The sequence below is a fragment of the Pantoea sp. genome (assembly GCF_028283705.1).
GTDB lineage: Bacteria > Pseudomonadota > Gammaproteobacteria > Enterobacterales > Enterobacteriaceae > Pantoea.
Genome location: NZ_JAPWKD010000032.1, coordinates 458692 through 478236, shown reverse-complemented (window position 1 = coordinate 478236; position 19545 = coordinate 458692). Strand labels below are relative to the sequence as shown.

17 protein-coding genes are annotated in these 19545 nt (G+C 54.3%); 9 read left to right on the top strand and 8 right to left on the bottom strand.

Annotated features, from left to right (window positions below):
* Positions 1–16: 16 nt before the first annotated feature.
* Positions 17–691, bottom strand: coding sequence for a YecA family protein (locus PW844_RS25185; protein WP_299457645.1), 675 nt, complete (start codon positions 689–691; stop codon positions 17–19).
* A gap of 233 nt (positions 692–924) precedes the next feature.
* Between PW844_RS25185 and PW844_RS25180 the strand changes: the two genes are divergently transcribed.
* The 4 genes from PW844_RS25180 (at position 925) to PW844_RS25165 (ending at position 4685) form a co-directional block, all read left to right on the top strand.
* Entirely contained in the window at positions 925–1944 is a 1020-nt protein-coding gene (locus tag PW844_RS25180) for an isopenicillin N synthase family oxygenase (RefSeq protein WP_299457644.1), read from the top strand.
* A 16-nt stretch (positions 1945–1960) separates the two neighbouring features.
* Positions 1961–2746, top strand: a complete 786-nt coding sequence (locus PW844_RS25175; RefSeq protein WP_299457642.1) for a MetQ/NlpA family ABC transporter substrate-binding protein — start codon at positions 1961–1963, stop codon at positions 2744–2746.
* Positions 2747–2883: 137 nt separating this feature from the next.
* The gene (locus PW844_RS25170) at positions 2884–4050 is read left to right on the top strand and encodes a serine hydrolase (RefSeq protein ID WP_299458322.1); all 1167 of its coding nucleotides are present in this window, start codon (positions 2884–2886) and stop codon (positions 4048–4050) included.
* A 173-nt stretch (positions 4051–4223) separates the two neighbouring features.
* The gene (locus PW844_RS25165) at positions 4224–4685 is read left to right on the top strand and encodes an RcnB family protein (protein ID WP_299457640.1); all 462 of its coding nucleotides are present in this window, start codon (positions 4224–4226) and stop codon (positions 4683–4685) included.
* Here PW844_RS25165 and PW844_RS25160 read toward each other — a convergent pair.
* On the bottom strand, positions 4675–6123 hold the full coding sequence (locus tag PW844_RS25160; RefSeq protein WP_299457638.1) for a PLP-dependent aminotransferase family protein: 1449 nt from the start codon (positions 6121–6123) through the stop codon (positions 4675–4677). The genes PW844_RS25165 and PW844_RS25160 overlap by 11 nt on opposite strands.
* Before the next feature lie 107 nt (positions 6124–6230).
* Between PW844_RS25160 and PW844_RS25155 the strand changes: the two genes are divergently transcribed.
* Positions 6231–6944 (top strand): GNAT family protein, encoded by a 714-nt coding sequence (locus PW844_RS25155; RefSeq protein ID WP_299457635.1) that lies wholly within the window; start codon positions 6231–6233, stop codon positions 6942–6944.
* Here the strand turns inward: PW844_RS25155 and PW844_RS25150 are convergent.
* The 4 genes from PW844_RS25150 to PW844_RS25135 all read right to left on the bottom strand — a co-directional run bounded on the left by PW844_RS25150 (position 6937) and on the right by PW844_RS25135 (position 12441).
* Positions 6937–7449 carry a hypothetical protein gene (locus PW844_RS25150; RefSeq protein WP_299457632.1) on the bottom strand — a complete coding sequence of 171 codons (513 nt, stop codon included), beginning with the start codon at positions 7447–7449 and terminating at the stop codon, positions 6937–6939. The genes PW844_RS25155 and PW844_RS25150 overlap by 8 nt on opposite strands.
* Positions 7450–7620: 171 nt before the next feature.
* Positions 7621–9222, bottom strand: a complete 1602-nt coding sequence (locus PW844_RS25145; protein WP_299457629.1) for an APC family permease — start codon at positions 9220–9222, stop codon at positions 7621–7623.
* 319 nt (positions 9223–9541) lie between these two features.
* Positions 9542–11839, bottom strand: a complete 2298-nt coding sequence (gene opgB, locus PW844_RS25140) for a phosphatidylglycerol--membrane-oligosaccharide glycerophosphotransferase (protein WP_299457627.1) — start codon at positions 11837–11839, stop codon at positions 9542–9544.
* Positions 11840–12051: 212 nt separating this feature from the next.
* On the bottom strand, positions 12052–12441 hold the full coding sequence (locus PW844_RS25135; RefSeq protein WP_299457624.1) for a tautomerase family protein: 390 nt from the start codon (positions 12439–12441) through the stop codon (positions 12052–12054).
* Positions 12442–12561: 120 nt separating this feature from the next.
* On the opposite strand from PW844_RS25135, the gene PW844_RS25130 reads away from it, so the two are divergent.
* Positions 12562–13485: a LysR family transcriptional regulator gene (locus PW844_RS25130; protein WP_299458319.1), complete on the top strand. Its 924-nt coding sequence runs from the start codon at positions 12562–12564 to the stop codon at positions 13483–13485.
* On the opposite strand, the gene PW844_RS25125 is transcribed toward PW844_RS25130, so the two are convergent.
* Both PW844_RS25125 and PW844_RS25120 read right to left on the bottom strand, forming a co-directional pair.
* Positions 13459–14478 (bottom strand): capsular polysaccharide synthesis protein, encoded by a 1020-nt coding sequence (locus PW844_RS25125; protein ID WP_299457621.1) that lies wholly within the window; start codon positions 14476–14478, stop codon positions 13459–13461. The genes PW844_RS25130 and PW844_RS25125 overlap by 27 nt on opposite strands.
* A gap of 346 nt (positions 14479–14824) precedes the next feature.
* On the bottom strand, positions 14825–15379 hold the full coding sequence (locus PW844_RS25120; protein WP_299457619.1) for a histidine phosphatase family protein: 555 nt from the start codon (positions 15377–15379) through the stop codon (positions 14825–14827).
* A gap of 583 nt (positions 15380–15962) precedes the next feature.
* Here PW844_RS25120 and PW844_RS25115 point away from each other — a divergent pair.
* Genes PW844_RS25115 through PW844_RS25105 form a run of 3 tightly spaced genes read left to right on the top strand, consistent with a single transcriptional unit; the run spans position 15963 to position 19412 of the window.
* Entirely contained in the window at positions 15963–17354 is a 1392-nt protein-coding gene (locus PW844_RS25115; RefSeq protein WP_299457618.1) for an MFS transporter, read from the top strand.
* Between the two features lie 46 nt (positions 17355–17400).
* Positions 17401–18423, top strand: a complete 1023-nt coding sequence (locus PW844_RS25110; protein ID WP_299457616.1) for a LacI family DNA-binding transcriptional regulator — start codon at positions 17401–17403, stop codon at positions 18421–18423.
* An 8-nt stretch (positions 18424–18431) separates the two neighbouring features.
* The gene (locus PW844_RS25105) at positions 18432–19412 is read left to right on the top strand and encodes a nucleoside hydrolase (protein ID WP_299457614.1); all 981 of its coding nucleotides are present in this window, start codon (positions 18432–18434) and stop codon (positions 19410–19412) included.
* Positions 19413–19545: the final 133 nt, after the last annotated feature.

Sequence of the window (19545 nt, the reverse complement as noted above, 5' to 3'; positions counted from 1 at the left end):
CGCACCTTAATAGTTGTTACTTCATGCAGCACTGCTTGTATTTTTTGCCGCTGCCGCACGGGCAGGGATCGTTACGGCCCACTTTCTCCCCGGCAAAATACGGCACCTGCGGCGCTGGCTCGGGTTGTGCAAGACGCTGCTCCTGCCAGTAATCATGCAGTTGCAACGCTGCCGGGAGAATCGCCTCGATGCTGGCCTCAAACTGTTCCGGTGAGAAGCCATCGAGTTTGGCGAAATTCTCTTCGCTGCCATGCAAAGCGATGGCATCCAGCGCGGGCTGCTGCGCTTGCGGCAGGGCAGACCAGTCATCCAGCGCGACGCCGCGCATATAACCAAAGCACCACTCTTCCACCACGGTGAATTCCTGGCCTTCCATCTCCCGCGTGCCGAACAACGGATCGAACTGGTCCGGGAATTCGCTTAAACGCTCGGCGATATCATTCATATGCTGGAACGTCAGGGTCATAAAGCGATCCATTTCGCGCTCGCTGGACCACTTCGGAATGTGTTTCTGACCACCCCACATCGCCACCAGCCATTCGCTCGGCTCGATGTCGTTCGGGCCAGAAAGCAGCGCTGTCAGCATGCCATCGAGTTCGGCGACATCCACCACGGAATGTTCATTGCCGTATTTCTCCAGCATCTCCTCCAGCCAGTTCAGTTCTTTCTCGGTTAACGGGCCCTGGTTCATACGGCATCTCCTGCGTCTGTGCTTATTGGCGGGCGCATTGCCCAACGTCGATAACGCGCGATTATAGCGGCAAGCATAGTGATTCAGCCATCGATTGCCACTTTATGACTATCCATTGCTGAACCTCTCCTAAAAATCATTTCCCATAACATATTGCTCAACATTATTGGCCCTGATTCGCGACCAATGTCAGCGTAACTACCGACACTTGCTGCACAAAGGACGCAACTATCATGGGCATAAGCACCTTGCCAGTACTGGATTTGGCTCTGCTCGAATTCCCCACCGCTGAACAGGCAGAACATCTTACCGGATTACGGGAAACCGCGCGTGATATCGGTTTTTTCTACCTTGTTAATCACGGCATTAATCCACAGCTGCTGCAAAATGTGCAGAGTCTCACCCGCGCCTTTTTCGCCTTAGCGGAGACGGAAAAACAGCGGGTGTCGATGATCCATTCGCCACATTTTCGCGGCTACAACCGGGCGGGCGTGGAATATACCCGCGATCAACGTGACCAGCGTGAGCAGTTTGATATTGGCGCTGAACGGGCTGCACTCACGCTGCTGCCGGGGGATCCCGCATGGAAGCGCCTGCAGGGGCCGAATCTGTGGCCGGAGGCACTGCCGCAGCTGCGTCCGGTAATTTATGCCTGGCAGCAGGCGATGACCGATGTGGCTCTGCGTTTGCTGCGTGCCTTCGCCAAATCGCTATCTCTGCCTGCCAATGCTTTTGATGCGCTGTACGGCACCCATCCCAATGAACACGTCAAACTGATCCGCTACCCCGGCCAGGAGGCGGAGGCGAGCCAGCAGGGAGTGGGGGCGCATAAAGACTCCGGCTTTCTCACCTTTTTGTTACAGGACGAACAGCCGGGGTTGCAGGTGGAAGTCATGCCCGGCAACTGGGTGGATGCGTTGCCGAAACCCGGTGCCTTTGTGGTGAACATTGGCGAATTGCTGGAACTGGCGACCAATGGCTATTTGCGCGCCACGGTACATCGTGTGGTGTCACCACCGCTGCGCAAGGAGCGTATCTCCGTGGCCTTTTTCCTCGGCGCACAGCTGGATGCCCAGGTGCCACTTTATCAATTGCCTGCCTCACTGGCGGCGGAGGCGCAGGGGCCGACCAGCGATCCTGCTAACCCGCTGATTCGCGATGTAGGCTGGAATTACCTGAAAGGGCGTTTGCGATCGCATCGCGATGTCGCGCAGCGTTACTACGCCGACACTCTCAATACCGTTAAATCATAAGAACTAAGGAAAACATATGCATAAAAAGGTGATAGCTGGACTGGCGTTATTTTCGCTGATGACCACATGGGCCTCGGCTGCCGCATTACGCGTGGCAGCCGATCCGGTGCCACACAGCGAAATCCTTAACCAGATCAAACAGACGGATAAGCATCTCGATCTGAAGGTGATTGAACTGAACGGCAACCTCAATGCCAACGAGCTGCTGGCGCGTGGCGATGTTGATGCCAACTACTTCCAGCACGTGCCTTACTTGCGCGATCAGGAAAAAGCGCTGGGCGAGAAGTTTGTGGTGGTTGCGACGGTACATATTGAGCCGCTGGGGATTTATTCGCACAAAATCAAATCGTTGAAGGATATCCCTGATGGTGCACAGGTTGCGGTGCCAAATAATGTCACCAATCTGAGCCGCGCGCTGTACCTGTTGCAGGCGAATGGGGTGATTAAACTGAAGGGAAGTGGTGATGCCAGTACGCTGGTGACGACTGCCGACATCAGCGACAATCCGCATCATCTGAAGATTATTGAGATTGAAGCGCCACAGCTGCCGCGTGCGCTGGATGATGCCACGCTTGCGATCATCAACGGTAACTATGCTTTGCAGGCGGGTCTGGTGCCGTCGAAGGACGCGCTGGCGCTGGAACAGGCGAAGGGCAATCCCTATGCGAACGTATTGGTGACGACACCAAAACTGGCGCATGACCCGCGTATTCTGGAGCTGGCGAAAGATCTTGAGTCAAAACAAACGGCTGAATTTATCAACCAGCAGTACAAAGGGTCGGTGATTCCGGTACATCTTTAATTCCTGTCACCACCCGTATTCTGCGGGTGGTTCTGTGTTATATTTCGCCAGATACATCAGCGATGATTTCCCCCAACCTGTTAATTTGACTTAAAAATACCTGTGATCTTCCCTTTTATCTCTGAGATGGCTTTGTGATGAGGCTGTTCACGCTACTGGTGATGGCGGTGTTGCTCAGTGCCTGTGGCACTCTGTCGCAAACGTCTGCCCCGGTGAGTGACGACGTTTATCTTTCGCACGCCACCTTCCATGAAAATGTCGATGATATGGTGCGGCATTACATGCAGCAGAAGCAGGTTTCCGGCATCAGCATTGCCATTATCCATCAACGAGGTGCGCCGCAGTTTTACAGCTTTGGCATCACTGATGCGGTGCATCGCTATCCGATCACCCCGGATACCTTGTTTGCGCTTGGATCGCTGAGTAAGGGGATGACGGCCGAAGTGATCATCGAGCTGGTCAATCGTGGCGAACTGCACTGGAATGATACGCTGGCGACTTTGCTACCTGCCTCGGTATCGCTCAGCGCCGATGCCAGACGCATTACGTTGCTTCAGCTGGTGACGCATACATCCGGTCTGCCGCGTCAGAATATGGATTTGCCGATGTTGATCAAATTCATGCGTTATCTTGCCAGCGGTGAAAATTTCTATGGCAACCTCGACAGCGATGCGGTGCTGGAGTATCTGGCCGATTTTCGCGCCCCCAGCCACCCGGCGGCACAATATTCCAATCTCGGCTACGCGTTGCTTGGCTACATTCTGCAACATCGTTTCCATCAGAACATTGAAAGCCTCGCGCAACGCAATCTGTTTATCCCGCTGGGGATGACCAGCAGCAGTTTCGAAGCAGCAACGCTGCGTAATTTCCCCTGGCGAGCGTTGGGTCACGCGGGTGACCAGCCGAAGTTGATTGCCCGTGGACAGCTGGCACCGGACTGGCAATTTAACAACAACATGATGGCGGCAGCCAGTTTGTACAGTAACGCGCGTGATCTGATCCGTTATCTCGACGCGCATCTTAGCGCGACACCCGATCAGGCGATTAACCAGGCTTTCACGCAGGTCGGGCAGGATTACCAGCAGCATGGCAACCAGTCGCAGAATATTGCCTGGGTTACCGATCATTATGGTGAGCAGAAAATCACTTATCAGGTCGGTTATATCGGTGGGTATTCCAGCTTTATCGGGTTTGATCAGCACAACGGCAACGCGATTGTGGTGCTGCAAAATGCGTTTAACTGGAGCAACTACCTTGGCATTGCCTTGCTCAGGGATTTGGCGCACAAGGATCGCCAGCCCTGATGTAACATGGTTGCTTGCAATTTTGCTTAGCGGAAAAGCGCATTGGCTGTTGTATGCTGTCGGGCGAAATTTGACGCGCAGGTTGCGGGGTGCAAAACGCACCGGGGAACCTTCCGCGTTCTGCACTTGTCAGTACATTGAACCGGTAATAATCAACCAGAGTGGAAATCACCATGCGCAGGACTCACGCTGTACTTCTTTCTGCAGGACTTTTTCTGGGCTCGTTAACCCTGACGCCCGCCGCGCTGGCCGAAGGCGAGCAAACTGATAACGTACCCACGCCACCGCAGGTGGAACAAACCGCACCGGACGCGCAGGTCCAGACTCCGGTTACCGACGCTCCGGCGGCCGCCGCCCCAGCACAGCCGCAGGACAATGCGGCACAACCCGCAGCACCGAATAATTACGATCTGACCACCATCGTCATCGACTATAAAGAATACAAAGTCGGCGATGTGGTGCCGGATCAGTATCGTGGTAAATCCTACATTATTGCTGAATGGCAGCCGCGTCATCTGCCGGCTCCGCAGGAAAATACCCATTGGGCGTATATCAACGCCAACTACATCCTGATTACCGACGATACCGGTAAAATCGTGATGGCAAAATCAGGTGATATCTTCTTCAAAGGCTAAGTAAGCGCGCTAACTGCGCCACTGCATTGCCAATCTGACTGGTGCTGGTGTTGCCATATCCCAGCACCAGTCCCTGCTGTTTCTCCTCCCCCAGATAAAACCCCGATAACGCACCCGGTGCATAACCCGTTTTTATCAGTTGATCGACCAGCGTGATATCCGCGAGGGATGCTGGTAGCTGCATCACCAGATGCATCCCACATTCTCCGCCGAGTAACGGCACCTTCGCGCCGAATTGTTGCATCAAGGCTGCACGAAGGGTGGCCTGGCGTTGGCGATACAGACGGCGCATTTTGCTCAGGTGACGGCTGAAATCGCCACTGCGCAGGAAGTGCGCCAGCGCCTGCTGCTCCGGACGGTTGCCGCCACGCAGCAGTTCATGCAGCGCCGGGCGTAAATGGGGGACCAGCTGTGCGGGCAGCACCATAAAACCCAGACGCAGGGCAGGAAACAGGGTTTTACTGAACGATCCTACGTAGATGACCGGTGTCTGCGAAGCCATACCTTGCATCGCTGCAATCGGTTCGCCGCTGTAACGAAAATCGCTGTCGTAGTCGTCCTCAATGATCCACGCCTGATGCTTTGTAGCGGCAGCCAGTAGCGTCAGACGGCGTGAGGCACTCATTACCACGCCGGTGGGATACTGGTGGGTCGGTGTGGTGTAGATCAGACGTGGCGGGCGCTGCTGCCAGTCCTCGGGTTGTGGTGCCAGCCCCTGGGCATCAACGGCGACCGGTTCGATACGCATATCACCCGCGCGCATGGCGGCTTTGGCCCCACGATAGCCCGGTTCTTCTACCCAGCCAGTCTCACCCGGATTACTCAGCAACAGTACGCACAATGACAGGGCCTGTTGTGCCCCTTCAGTGATAACAATTTGCTCGGGCGTGCAGCGTACACCTCGCGCCAGAGCGAGATGCTGTGCCAGCGCCTCACGCAATGTTCGCTCGCCGAGAGGATCACCGTAGCCCATCAGGGCCTGCGGTTGATGCAGCATCACGCGATTGAAAGCTCGCCGCCACTGGGCCAGAGGGAAGTGTGATAACGCGGGGATACCGGGTCGCAGTGCCATCTCCTGGTTCAGGGTACGGTGAGAGGAACGCAACTGTGTCACGCGTGAGGCCACCCTTATTTCTGCGGCGTTTGCCGGGTCAGGGGAGGGCTGCGGTAACTGTGCGATGGGACTGACACGGCTGCCCTGGCGATCGCTGGTGAGAAAACCTTCTGCCTGTAGCTGCGCCCAGACGGCAATGACCGTGTTACGCGAAACCTGTAGTTCCGCCGCCAGCTGACGCGTGGCGGGCAGGCGTGTCCCTGCCGGCAGCTTACCGGCCAGAATCGCCTGGCGGATGCGCTGAAAAAGCTGTTGTTGCAGGGTTAAGGCATCATCGCAACGCAATGGGGCCAGCAGCAGGGTGCTGAGATCAAAGGTGTTCATGCTGCGCTCGCGTGGATCTATCAATAAGTCTGATTATGGTGCTTTTTAACGAGCCAGCAAAGTGGCAATCTGCTGTTCACACCTCATCCAGCGACAAGGAAAATATCATGTCTCAAAACACCAATGCTTACGGACAACCGGTGGGTTTTGCGTTGCCAGACTGGCAGCCGCGCCCGTGGCCGGAATTTACGACTTTTACCGGTGACTATTGCCGTATCGAACCGCTCAATGCGGAACGGCATGGCCAGGAGTTATATGCCGCCTATGCGCAAACCGGGGATGGCCGGGACTGGACTTATATGTTTGCAGAACCTTTTGCCACTGAAGAGGCTTATCTGTCTTATGCGCGTCAGATCGAGAATGGACGCGATCCGATGCATTTTGCGGTGATTGACCGGCAAACCAACCGGGCTGTGGGTACGCTGGCGCTGATGCGTATCGAACCCAATCATGGTGTGCTTGAAATCGGGCATGTGGCGTTTTCCCCCTTGCTGAAGCAAACACGTATGGCGACCGAAGCGCATTTTTTACTGATGCGTTATGCGTTTGAGCAACTGGGTTACCGCCGTTATGAGTGGAAATGTGATAGCTGTAATCAACCCTCACGCAAGGCGGCACTGCGGCTGGGCTTCCAGTCTGAAGGGATTTTCCGTCAGGCCATCGTCTACAAAGGCCGCAGCCGGGATACCTGCTGGTTTTCCATTATTGATAGTGAGTGGCCGCAGGTGAAACAGGGATTTGTACGCTGGCTGGCGGCGGATAACTTTACCCCTGAAGGTACGCAGCGCAACCGGCTGGAAGCGCTGCGTCAGGCTAGCTGATAAAGATATATTTGCTGGCGGCAAGCACCACGGCACAGGTGGCCGCCATCATCACCCGCTTCAGCCATTGCAGTTCTTTCTTCATACCGATGATGTCCAGATGTAGGGTATGAATCTGGCCATCCGTTTTTTCAAACCGTGCGTCAATTTTATCGAAGCGTTTATCGACCTGGTCGAAACGTTTGTCCACCTGCTCAAAACGTTTATCAACCTGTTCGAAACGTTTATCAATCTGTATGAAACGTTTATCGACCTGATCGAAGCGTTCATTGACGTTTTTTTCAAACAGGTCAACGCGCTCTTCTAATCGGTCAACGCGTTGATTGAGGGCCTGCTGCCCCTGCACCACGCCCTCCATTGCCTGGGCGAGGTCGGCCTTCGTCAGTGAATGTTCCTGCTGCATTTCGGCAAAGATCTCGACCAGCACTTCTGCCTGCCGTTCTTCCACGCCTGCCTGCTGCAGAGATTTGTATGCTTTATGGGTGTTCATCATCGCCAGTGTCATCCATGTTCTCCCTGATCCGTTTCCTTGTGCGGAGGAAACTAACCAGGTTGTGATAATTACGCTATGCAACGATGTTTATTTTGCGCGTCGTCTCGAAAAAAATCAATTAGTACAACGAGTAACGCGATGTGAGGCAGGGTTGGCCTGCACCGAAGTGCAGGCGGGAAAGGATTAATTGTGTGCGTATTTGCCGCTGACGCTATTGCCGGATGACGGCGTTTCATCCTCTTCATCGGTGATGGCGGGAACTGACAGGCTGGCTTTCACTCCCCAGAAATAGCAAACCAGTGAGGCGACAATCACCAGGACCATATCCAGTGGCGCGCTAATCACCCCACTGCCACCGTAAGTACCCAGCAGGGAAATCACCATCACCGCAATGTAATAGGCCAGCAGCCACCAGGCGCATTGTAAATCACGGCTGAACTGGCTGTTTTTCTTGCCAAAAATGGCGTAACCAATCCAGGCAATAATCAGTATCGGGATGAGGATTTCATTCACCGACCAGCCACTCCAGTAAATCAGCAGGGTACTGGCAACAAACGCCAGCGGGCTGAGAATGGCGGCGACCGGCAAGCGGAATGGGCGCTGCATATCTGGCAGATGATTACGGAAGGCGCCCAGCGTTACCGGACCGGGCATATAGGTGAACACGGTCGCCGAGGTCACTGCGCCAATCAGACCACCCCACACCTGGAACTCTGATGGCAGCGTCCAGACGATAGCCAGCAGCAGCGATAACCACAACGCGCCACGCGGTACGCCGGATTTCGCATCCACTTCGCCAAACACCTTGAACAGATGGCCATTGCGCGCCCAGGCAAACAGCACGCGTGCGGCACCGGCCAGGTAGATGTTGCCGGTCCCGGCTGGTGAGATCACCGCATCAATCAGGATCAGGTTAATCAGCCAGGTCAGGCCAAGGCTGCGCGCCAGGTCAGCATAAGGAGACTGGAACACCTGCTTCAGGCCAGCCCAGCCATGTTGCGACAGTAAATCTGTGGGCACCGCACCCATAAAGGCGTATTGCAGTGCCAGATAAATCACGAAACTGACGGCAATCGCGATACCAATAGCCAGCGGTACGTTGCGCTGCGGGTTTTTGGCTTCACTGGCGAAATCCACCGCCTGACGAAAACCGAGGTAGGCAAACACGATACCTGCGCCGGTCAGCGAGCTGAACACGCCATGCGCGCCGCCTGGGGGAGCCGGTGGAACATCGAGGTTGGGTGCATGGAAATAAAGCAGCAGCGTGCCGATGGTCAGCAGCGGCACGATGAATTTGAAAGTGGTCACAATGGTATTTACACGACCAAAGAAGCTGACGCTCCAGTAGTTAAGCAGGAAAAATGCCACCAGCAGGCCAATCTGTACGGCAAAACCGAGTCCGGTTGGGCTGCCGTCAGCATGGCCGAGCGCGGGCCACCAGTAGATGGCGTATTGCCGAACCGCTTCCACTTCAACCCCGGCAGTACTGGTGTAGGCCAGCAGTGAGCTGACGCCAATAACAAAGCCGACGATGTTGCCATGGGAATAGTTGGGATAGCGTACAAAGCCACCCGCCCGTGGCAGAGCCGATGATAGCTCGGCGTAGACCAGGCCGATCATCAGCACAATGACCGCCCCTAACACCCATGCCCAACCGGTGTTACTGCCTGCATAACCGGAACTGTTTAGCGCCGCATACAGCCAGCCGGATCCGATCATCGATCCAATGCCAAGTAACGACAGATCGACCAGCCCCAATTTCTGTTTCAGTCCACTTGACGCCATATAATGCCCCTGTGATGTGTTTATCTGAATGGATTTCAGTTTTGCTTATTAAATGTTGTGGCAGGGAGATAAAGCATATCGCGTGCCAAAATTATTTTATTAGCGTGATTGTTTTTTTATGAAAAAAACGCGGGTGGCGAATGGCTGAATAATTGGTTTTTGGCTTGATGAATGATGCTAAATAAACTTTCTGACGCAGGATGATTTACCTGAAATAGCGGAAGTACGGTGCAGGGCGCACCGTGATGATCCGAAATATATATTATGATTGTAGTTGAAACATTATGTCATCCCTGGTTGAGAAATGACATAATTCAATTTAACTCTGTGGCTGAGGAATGATTTTAATATCCACCATGCCGATGCCTAATTTACGTGGGTCCTGGCCGATGATATTCCCCACATTGGACAGCTGCGGTTCCGGCGGTGAGATAATTAAATTATGGCTGCCACCGGGATTGGTGAAATGCAGGGTCGTAGTCGATACATCGTCCCCCAGGGTGATGTCCTGCTGTTGATCACCGACCCGCACCGGGATCGGCCGATGGGCATTCGGGCCAAAGGCGCGCGCGGTGATCACCACATCAAAACGGCCAGGTAACGGGTCAACATATTCAATGTTGACCTCAGGGGCCAGATTGGCGTTGGACCAGCGTCCCCACAGTTCCGGGCGCGAAATACCGGTAAAACTTTTTACGCTTAGCGGTGCTCCGGGCACGTTGAGCATAAAGCTGTCGGCGCTGTAGCGGATAGCGTTGTCTTCGATACGAATTTGCTGCTCGTTTTGCTGATACTGCGCGTCGCTCAGCGAGGTTTGCGGGAAGGTGGCTTTGCCTTTCCACACCGGCTTATCGATACGGGTCACGCTCGGCTGGCCCCCCATTTGCCCCATCGCGACACAAAGATCGCCGGACAGCGCCAACTGCGGCTGCCACAGACGCGCCATCTTAAAGCAGCGGTCAACCCAGACAAACTTATCGGCAGCGGCAAAGTCCGCCAGTTGATAGCGCAGCGGGGCGGAATATTCGCCTTCTGGCAGTGGCTCTACGCGTTTATCACTGACACGGAAGAGAATGGGCAGCCTGAAGGTGGTTCCGGAGAAACTAAAGGTCCCTTTCTGCTGATCGATGGTGAAAGCATCAAGCTTGCTGGGGAAATTCCACAGCTGAATGATATCCGGTTTCCACGCCAGCACCTTCTGCGCCATGTTATCAAACTGGGCAGACAATGAAGGGCTGCTGAGGCCACTACGACCCAGGCCAATGGCCTTATCGCCGCCGAGAATATCCAGCACGGTGGCACCGTTATCCAGCGTACTCCGTTTACCGTCGATCACTTTGGCCTCAGGTTGATCGCCACGAATCACCATAAACAGGTCATGACGAGGTTGCTTGATCAGATATTGATGGGCGGTATTGTTCATAGCCAGGTGATCAGACGTCACCACAATGATGGTGTTCTTAAACCAGGGTGAGGCTTTGATGCGTGCAATCAGGCGTGCCACATGTTCCTGCGAACAGGCAACGGCGCTGAAAGACTGGTTAGGTTTACCGTCATAGCTATAGCTTTTATGTTCACAGGTGCGGGAAATAAAGCCATCCGGGTGGTGTGTATCAACCGTCAGGGTAAAAAGTGCGAAGCGTTTTTGCTGGCTTGACAACTCCTCAAACTTTTTAAATACCTCATCCATCACGGTGTCATCGTAATAACCCCAGTTATTACGATAGTTGGGATCGGTCACACGGTCTTTCAGTTCCTGCGCACCGTACATATGGGCCGGGTCAAAACCATGTGATTTCAGGAAGGTGTCTTTACCGGCGAAGCGTAAATCCGCCCCCTGAATAAACCAGTTCTCATAGCCTGAATTTTTCAGGATATCGCCGAGGCAAACATTCTGCGGGAAGAAACTGGAGAGCGCTGCGGAAGCGTTATCCTGGAATGGCGCAAACAGCGGGATACCACACTGTGAGCCGACCATCCCGGCAATGGTGTAATCAGTGCCTGGCAGTTGCTCGGTGTTGCTGAAATCCAGGCTTTGATCTTTTTCCCGGCTTAGTTCGGGAGCAAGACCTGGAAAAGTTTGTTCATTAAAGTAAGTCCGTTCCAGACTTTCGCCATAGATGTAGACCAGGTTGAGCTTTGGCTCGGCAATGACCGACTTGGGTGTTTTGTAATAGGTCTCGAAGTCAGAATCCGCCTGGCGGTTATGGGAGACGATCAAATCTTTGACCTGACGAAATGCCGGGGTGGTTTGTACCGAACCCGCAGCGCAGGCGATAGCCAGCAGACTCCAGCCAAGATGATGCTGCTGTTTACGGCGGCGCAATAGCCAGGAGAGCAGGCAGAACAGCAAAAACAGCGCAATGATAAGCCCGATGGCAGGCACCACGTATTTGCTGATACCCGCACCAGTCAGGCTGTTGGTCAGGGTATAGAGTACCGCGTCATTGATGCCGTCACCGGTAAAATAGTTGCTGGCATACAGCGTGGTATTCAGCACGATAAACAGGGTAAGCAAAACCAAAATCAATACAAACCAGAACTTATTTCGCCCGGCTTTGTAGGAATAGACTGCGATTGCAGCCAAAAAAAGTACAACCGATATGAGTTCGGACAAGATTCAGATCCTCAGGCTAATTGAATACGCATTCCGTGCGTAACGACCCTCTGCGGGGGTTTTCGCGTCAATCTATATTGGCTGTCACATGGCTGCAACATGACCAGTCAGATTTGTGCGGCTGATTTGAATTTGTTTAAAGCGGGTTTAGGCGGGCTATGGTTTGGGCTGGCAGCATAGGGTTGCTGCCAGCAGGGGAGCGGGGATGAGGATCAGAGTTTGCCAGTCAGATACTGTGCTTCGCCATCGGCAAAACTCCAGTCACCTTTGTTATTCGTAATAAAGCTGATCATCAGGTCGTTACCCTGCACGCCACAGTTTTCCTGCAACTCGCGTGCTAACTCTGCCATGAACAGCGTTTTCTGTTCTTCACTTCTTGGGCTGGTGTACACCCGCACCATCACCAGGTTGTCACTGCGTTCAAAGCCGAGGCCAGTGTCCTGGAAAATCATTTGGTATCTTTTATTTTCGTGAACAATCTGATAACGATCGCGTGCCGGGACGTTAAACGCGGTTAAGACGGCGCGGTGAGCGGCATCCAGCAGTGTACGTAATTCTGATTCAGAACGGCCCTGAATAACATCAAACTGGAGTAGCGGCATGATTAAACCCTCGTTTTTGCTCACATGAAAAGAGTAGGATGTGGGGCTATGCTGCCGCGTGCCGCGGCAAAGAAAAAGCGCGCTGCCTGAAATGATTATTTATTATTTTGAACAATAATGATGAAAGAGATAAAAACCGACGCACTTTGGGTGCATCTGCACTGGCTCACGGTGCTGGCCGAACTGGGGAGTTTTACCCGTGCGGCCGAACGCCTCGACGTTAGCAAGGCGGCGATGAGCCAAAAGATTAAAGAACTGGAAGAGATGGCGGGAGTAGCGCTGGTGCTGCGCACTACACGCAGCGTGCGCCTCACTTCTGCCGGGGAAAAGCTGGTGGAGGAGTTACGCGATCCCTTTGCGCGTATTGAGCAAAGTTTTTTCAGCGTGCGTGATGAAGCCGGTCCGGTGCGCGGGCTGGTGCGCGTTAGCGCCCCTGTGGCCTTTGCCCGCCAGCAGCTGGTGCCGATTATCGGCGATTTTTTGCGGGAATACCCGCAGGTGCGTTTACAGCTGGATGTGACTGATCGGCTGGTATCGCTCGGTAGTGAGGGGTTCGATCTGGCGATTCGCCATAGCCAGCAATTGCCGGAAACCCATGTCGCGCTGCCGCTGTGTGAAACCCATACCTTGCTGGTGGCATCGCCCGCTTATCTGGCGGAGTACGGTATGCCAGCAGCCCCACAGGCATTGCAGCAACATAACTGCCTGTATTACCCGCGCGGGCTTGAGTCGCCTCAGTGGCGATTTCGCCAGCGCAGCGATGCCAGTGAAACCGTACAGGTCAGAATTCAGGGGAATTTTGCCACCAACAACAGCGAATCGATCCGTGATGCTGCGTTGCAGGGCTTAGGGATTGCTATGTTACCGGATTTTAGCGCCAGCGCGGCGCTGGCCGCCGGTACATTGCAGCAGGTGCTGCCGCAGTGGCAGTCGGTGGATGCGTTTGCCGATCGTTTGTGGGTGGTGCGCCCTTATGCGGCTCAGGTACCACGGGCGGTCACCACCTTTATTCACTGGCTACGCGCGCACTTTGTTGATGGCTGAAGGGGGCGTCAGCGTGACTGGCGCATGCGGTTGCATCAGCTCGCCCAACAGGCTGGTACGATTGTAGTTACCCAGACGCAGATTAAAGTCGAGGTGCAGGCGCTCAAGACCGCTCAGTTTGATCACCGGCGGCGGGTTGTGTGGACGCTGCTGAAAGAGTACCGACCGGGCAAAGGCGGCGCTATTCCACCCGCTCAGGCGCTGATAGAAGTACGCATTGGCCTGGCCTTTGCGCAAATAGACATTTGCCCGGCGGTATTCACGCATCGCGGCCTGCTGGGCCAGGGAACATAATTGCTGCTCCGGCTCGGCAATTTTTTGTGTCAGCAGATAATAGTCATCACGTTTATTCAGCTCAGCGAAGAAACGTGGCCCGCCGAGATGTTTAATCGGTGCATACTGCTTTTGCCACTCACGGATATAGGGATTATTGGCGGCGGCGGCAATAAACCAGTTTTCCATTACCGGTGAAAGATAATTCATGGTTGAGACTTCACAATAGAAGCCAATCACATCCATGCGCTGCTCCTGATGCACACGATGTACCCAGCTGAGATCTTCAAACAGCAAGGTGCTGCAATCAATGCTGATACCGCCGTAGCGCAACAATAATTCCAGCCGAATCGCTTCACTCTTTTGTTGCAGGGATAATTCAGAGGAAGTAAAGACAAAATCCGGCAGCACTTCATCAACGTTTTGACGATGTAACAGGTGCACCTGGTGATCAGGATTATCCTTACGGATTTTTTGAATATTTAACATCATCGATGCTGGCAAATATTCATCTTCCCAATACATCCAGACTATTTTTGGTATTTCCGGCAGATCTTTCTTACCGGAAATTAACACCACATTATCCTCTTCGCTCGGATCGTATTCCGGTGCGGGTACGGTATTAAGCTGCTTTTTTTGCAGTAACATCTGGCTGGTAAAGGCAATTTTTTGCCAGTTTTGCCACAGCATACGGGCAGGTTGTAGGCGTTTAGTTGTCATGGTGCACCTGATTATTGTGATTATAGTGGTTGGGGTTTCCCTGATGCTGGCGCCTGGAGCGCTCTGGTTTCCTCACGGCTGTGTATAAAATACTACACTTGCTTAATAAAACATTCAGGCGTGTGAGGCTATCGTTTTTTTCCTTTTTCAGATAAACCGGAAAATGAATGAACCGCTGCTGAAAAAATGAGTGTGAAATAGATCAATTAATGCAGGTTGATTTAATTAAAATTGGATTAAGATTGTTCCTAATAAAATAGATTTCCCACCTGACAGAATGCGAGGAAATTAAAAATCCCGTGTCAGGTGAGGTATCAACCCTGTGGTTTTTGTAACGGCCCTGGCCTTAAATAAACGGTCGGTGATAAATGGCACTGCTCCAGTGACGGCTGCTGGCATGTTTTTCGGCCTGCCAGCCGCGCTTACGCAGTTCGCGGGCAATCAACTTATTCATAATGCCGTGGCCAACCAGCAACACGGTGCCGCTATCCGCCAGGGCGATCAGCTTGTCCGCCGCCTGGCAGGCGCGCAGACGGGCACGTTGCACCGATTCCACATGTCCGGCGTAGCCACACAACCACAGCAGGCGTAGCAGCGCCAGCCAGACGTTAAGCGGCAGATGTAATCGCTCGAACGGCAGCAGGGGGATGGCGACCTCGCTAAATACTGCATCTACCGCATGGGGCTGTAATCCCAGCCGCGCCAGCGACGAGCGTGCACGCGGCAGCGGGCTGGAAGCGATCACGTTGGCGAGGCTGGCAATCGCCTGGCTGCGCGGTGGCGGTGAATCGCAGATATCAGCCTGATCATAACCTTCGCACCAGTCGGCCAGCGCGCGCGCCGTAAAGCGCCCGCTCACCGGATGGTCGGGTTTACCGTGTCGCATAAGGATGATGGTCATAACGCTCCTGAATGATTTTCTCCAGTGTAATGCAGATTCCGCAGGACCTGTCAGGTCGGCAGGATTTAAGACAAATTCGCATTTGTCATTAAACCTTAACTGAAATATGCGACAAGAAGCGCGATGCAGGTTCAGTCGCCACTTTGCTAATGATAAGTAAAAATCGTCAATTAAGTGCATTTTTGACGTTTTTTTGCTCTCGCGCATTGAATGTAATGTCATGAATTGACGCCATTTTTATCCTTAATCCCTGAGAAATAGTAAAGATAAATTAATTATTTTTGCTAAGATCACTTGATTTATCTACGCGCGTAGATAGACTAATTACACAGTGATAGCTCACGGTGCCACGGAAAAAGTTGGCCTTGAGATGACGCAGTTACATTTGCCTTATTAATGCGATCGGTGAAAAAAACATCGGCAAAGCCTGGCGAATAAGAGAATTCCAACACCAGGGAATCCTTTACTGACCTTTCATCCAGGTTTGCCCACCAAACGTCGCCACCGGGGCGTTCCGCTTGTTGCAAGGGAACCTACCCAGGGAAGGGCGTTTGATTGATCTTCATCTATCAGGGAAATGGTTATGACGGTACATCACTCCGTTTCGCAACAACGCGCACTGTCTTCTTCTTCGGCTGCTGATGAGCGGCTGGCAACCTCTGCTGGCCGCAAAGATTTCTGGCGTGCCACCTTATCCTGCTGGCTGGGTACAGCGATGGAGTATGCGGATTTCGCACTCTATGGCCTTGCCGCCGGTATCATTTTTGGCGATGTGTTCTTCCCCGAAGCCAGTCCGACGATGGCGCTGCTCTCCAGTTTTGCCACCTGGTCGGTGGGTTTTATTGCCCGTCCGATTGGTGCCTTGCTGTTTGGCTGGATAGGCGATCGCAAAGGACGCAAAGTGGTTATGATCACCACCATCATTCTGATGGGAGCCTCTACCACGCTGATCGGTTTTATCCCTTCTTACGCCAGTATTGGCCTGTGGGCACCCGCCTGCCTGGTGCTGCTGCGCTTTACCCAAGGGCTGGGAGCCGGGGCTGAACTCTCTGGTGGCACGGTGATGCTGGGCGAATATGCGCCGGTTGAACGCCGTGGATTGGTGTCATCGGTGATTGCGCTCGGTTCTAACAGCGGTACGCTGATCGCTTCGCTGGTATGGCTGGCGGTGGTGCAGATGGACCAGCAAAGCCTGCTCGCCTGGGGCTGGCGTATTCCTTTCCTCAGCAGCGTACTGATTGCGTTGGTGGCACTGTGGCTGCGTCGCCATCTGCGTGAAACCCCGGTATTTGAACGCCAGCAAGCTGAGCTGAATGCGCAGCGTCATGCCCAGCTGGCAAGTCCGCTACCGGCAGACACGCGGAGTTTCTGGCAGCGCAGCCGTGCCTTCTGGACCATGGTCGGCCTGCGTATCGGCGAAAACGGTCCTTCCTATCTGGCGCAGGGCTTTATCGTTGGCTATGTGGCGAAAGTGCTGATGGTCGACAAATCGGTGCCCACCACGGCGGTATTTATCGCATCCATTCTTGGCTTCCTGATCATTCCTTTTGCTGGCTGGCTCTCCGACCGCTTTGGTCGCCGCATCACCTATCGCGGTTTCTGTCTGCTGCTGATGTTTTACGCCTGGCCTGCTTTCCATCTGCTCGACAGCCGTGAACCGGCAGTAGTGATTCCGGTGATGGTGGTCGGTATGGCACTGGCATCACTCGGCATCTTTGGCGTACAGGCGGCCTGGGGGGTCGAGATGTTTGGCGTTAAACATCGTTACACCAAGATGGCGGTGGCGAAGGAGCTGGGGTCTATCCTTTCAGGAGGCACTGCACCGCTGGTTGCGGCTGCGCTGCTGTCGTTTACCGGACACTGGTGGGCCATTGCCGTCTACTTCACGGCAATGGCGACCATCGGTTTTCTCACCACCTTTGTGGCACCGGAAACCCGCGGGCGTGACCTGAACCTGCCGGATGATGCGATCTGACAGCAGGTTAACGCATTGATGTATCGGCATAAAATGAGGCAGGCTATTGGCTAAATCGTCATCCGGAAATATTACACGCAGCGATGTCGCTAAAGCCGCAGGCACGTCGGTCGCGGTGGTGAGTTATGTCATCAACAATGGGCCGCGACCGGTGGCGGAGGCGACCCGTCAGCGGGTGCTGGAGGCGATTAAGCAAACCGGCTACCGGCCGAATGCCGTCGCGCGTGCGCTGGCATCGGGCAGCACCAAAACCTTCGGTTTAGTGGTGCCGAATATCGCCAACCCGTTTGTCGCTTCGATGGCCCACGTGTTGTTGCAGGAGTCGCTGAATCACGGTCATGTGATGCTGCTGGGTGATGCCGGTGATGATCGTCAGCGCGAGCTGGAGCTGATTCAGGGGCTGCTGAATCGTCAGGTTGATGGCCTGTTTTACAACAGCGTCGATCGCCATCCCTATATCGATTTAATCAAGGCCAGCGGTACACCGCTGGTCATGCTCGATCGTGTGGAACCGCAACCGGGCGTCAGCATGCTGCGGGTGAACGAACGCGAAGCGGCACGTCAGGTGACGGCGCACCTGCTCAGCCACGGCTATCAGCAGGTGGGGATGATCAGTGGTCCGCTGGAGATGCTGAATACCCAGGATCGTATTCAGGGCTGGCGCGATGCGCTGACGGAGTACGGGGTACAGGCTGATGATAGTTTGATTTTCCCCGCCGGTTATTCGCGGCAGGGCGGTTACGAGGCCGCGCAGCAGATGCTGAACAGTGGTCGCGTTCCGCGCGCCCTGTTTGCCAGCAACGAAGGGCAGGCGATTGGTTGCATTCGTGCTTTTTCTGAACATGGCCTGCGTGTGCCGCACGATGTCGCGCTGGTGTGTTTTAACGGTACCGAGCAGTCGGCATTTCATGTGCCGTCACTGACGACGGTACGCCAGCCGTTGCGCGAAATGGCGCAGCGTGCAATTGCCATGCTGAAAAACGGAGATGGTGAGGCGGAGCTGGCGGAGTTTCCTCATCATCTGGAGATCGGTGAGTCCTGTGGTTGCCAACTTAGCAGAAAAAAATAAATAACATCATGAAAAGACTGATTATTGATTGTGATCCGGGGAATGGTATTGCCGGTGCAAACACCGATGACGGCCTGGCGCTGGCCTTAGCACTTGCATCGCCTGCGGTATCGCTGGAGTTAATTACCACCGTCAGCGGCAATACGCCCTGTGCAGTGGGCGCGCAGGTGGCGAAGGACCTGCTGCAACGGCTGGGCGTCAATATCCCGGTGGTGCAGGGGGCAAAGCAGGCGCTGCGTGAAGACCCGACTCCGTGGCGCGCCCGTCTTGACGGTGTCGAAGATAAGGCGCTGGCCGATCTGTGGCGTGGGGTGCGCCAGCCACAGCTGCTTCCGGCAGATGGCAATGATGCTGCGGGAGTGATGGGGCAGCTGATTTGTGATAACCCCGGAGAGTTTACGCTGGTGGCTATCGGCCCGCTCACTAACGTGGCGCAGGCGCTGCAACGCTATCCACAGATGGCGGAAGCGGTGGCGGAGATTGTGATCATGGGTGGCGTGTTCGCGCTGGATGACTACATCAAAGACACCAACTTTGGTCTCGATCCGGAAGCCGCGCATCAGGTACTGCACAGCGGGGCGACGGTGACGCTGGTGCCGATGGATGTCACCACGCAGACGTTGATGACCCATCAGGATCTCAACCGGCTGACGCTTAACGATCACCCGCTTACCCAGTTTGTGCGCGAAACCCTGCGACCCTGGATTGATTACTCGATTCGCACGCGCCATTTGCCCGGATGCTGGATCCATGATGCGCTGGTGGTGGCCTGGCTGTTGAATCAGCGTGTTGCCGACGGCATGGATTATCATGTTGATGTGGAGCTACGCCCAGGGGCGACACGCGGCAAAAGCTGGCGTTATCGCACGCCGCTGCGTCTGGATGTGGGGATCCCGCAAAATGCCGGTGCGCTAGTGCATGTCTTGCACAGCGTGGATAACCCGCTGCTGCTGGATATCCTCGAACAGGCATTCAATGGTCTGAAATAATCAACAACACACGGTCATCCTGTGGCAATGACCGTGTGACACGCTTGCTTACAGCCCGAAGCACTCGCTGACAATTCCCCGCCACAGCCCACCTTTCTGACATGCTATATACAAATAGTTAACATAATAATAA

Excerpts from the sequence above, each read along its gene's own strand:
- PW844_RS25155 (WP_299457635.1), top strand. The coding sequence starts at position 6,231 with ATGTCTCAAAACACCAATGCTTACGGACAACCGGTGGGTTTTGCGTTG.
- PW844_RS25145 (WP_299457629.1), bottom strand. The coding sequence starts at position 9,222 with ATGGCGTCAAGTGGACTGAAACAGAAATTGGGGCTGGTCGATCTGTCG.
- PW844_RS25160 (WP_299457638.1), bottom strand. The coding sequence starts at position 6,123 with ATGAACACCTTTGATCTCAGCACCCTGCTGCTGGCCCCATTGCGTTGC.
- PW844_RS25120 (WP_299457619.1), bottom strand. The coding sequence starts at position 15,379 with ATGACCATCATCCTTATGCGACACGGTAAACCCGACCATCCGGTGAGC.
- PW844_RS25125 (WP_299457621.1), bottom strand. The coding sequence starts at position 14,478 with ATGACAACTAAACGCCTACAACCTGCCCGTATGCTGTGGCAAAACTGG.
- PW844_RS25175 (WP_299457642.1), top strand. The coding sequence starts at position 1,961 with ATGCATAAAAAGGTGATAGCTGGACTGGCGTTATTTTCGCTGATGACC.
- PW844_RS25150 (WP_299457632.1), bottom strand. The coding sequence starts at position 7,449 with ATGACACTGGCGATGATGAACACCCATAAAGCATACAAATCTCTGCAG.
- PW844_RS25180 (WP_299457644.1), top strand. The coding sequence starts at position 925 with ATGGGCATAAGCACCTTGCCAGTACTGGATTTGGCTCTGCTCGAATTC.
- PW844_RS25115 (WP_299457618.1), top strand. The coding sequence starts at position 15,963 with ATGACGGTACATCACTCCGTTTCGCAACAACGCGCACTGTCTTCTTCT.
- PW844_RS25165 (WP_299457640.1), top strand. The coding sequence starts at position 4,224 with ATGCGCAGGACTCACGCTGTACTTCTTTCTGCAGGACTTTTTCTGGGC.
- PW844_RS25105 (WP_299457614.1), top strand. The coding sequence starts at position 18,432 with ATGAAAAGACTGATTATTGATTGTGATCCGGGGAATGGTATTGCCGGT.
- PW844_RS25135 (WP_299457624.1), bottom strand. The coding sequence starts at position 12,441 with ATGCCGCTACTCCAGTTTGATGTTATTCAGGGCCGTTCTGAATCAGAA.
- PW844_RS25130 (WP_299458319.1), top strand. The coding sequence starts at position 12,562 with ATGAAAGAGATAAAAACCGACGCACTTTGGGTGCATCTGCACTGGCTC.
- PW844_RS25170 (WP_299458322.1), top strand. The coding sequence starts at position 2,884 with ATGAGGCTGTTCACGCTACTGGTGATGGCGGTGTTGCTCAGTGCCTGT.
- PW844_RS25185 (WP_299457645.1), bottom strand. The coding sequence starts at position 691 with ATGAACCAGGGCCCGTTAACCGAGAAAGAACTGAACTGGCTGGAGGAG.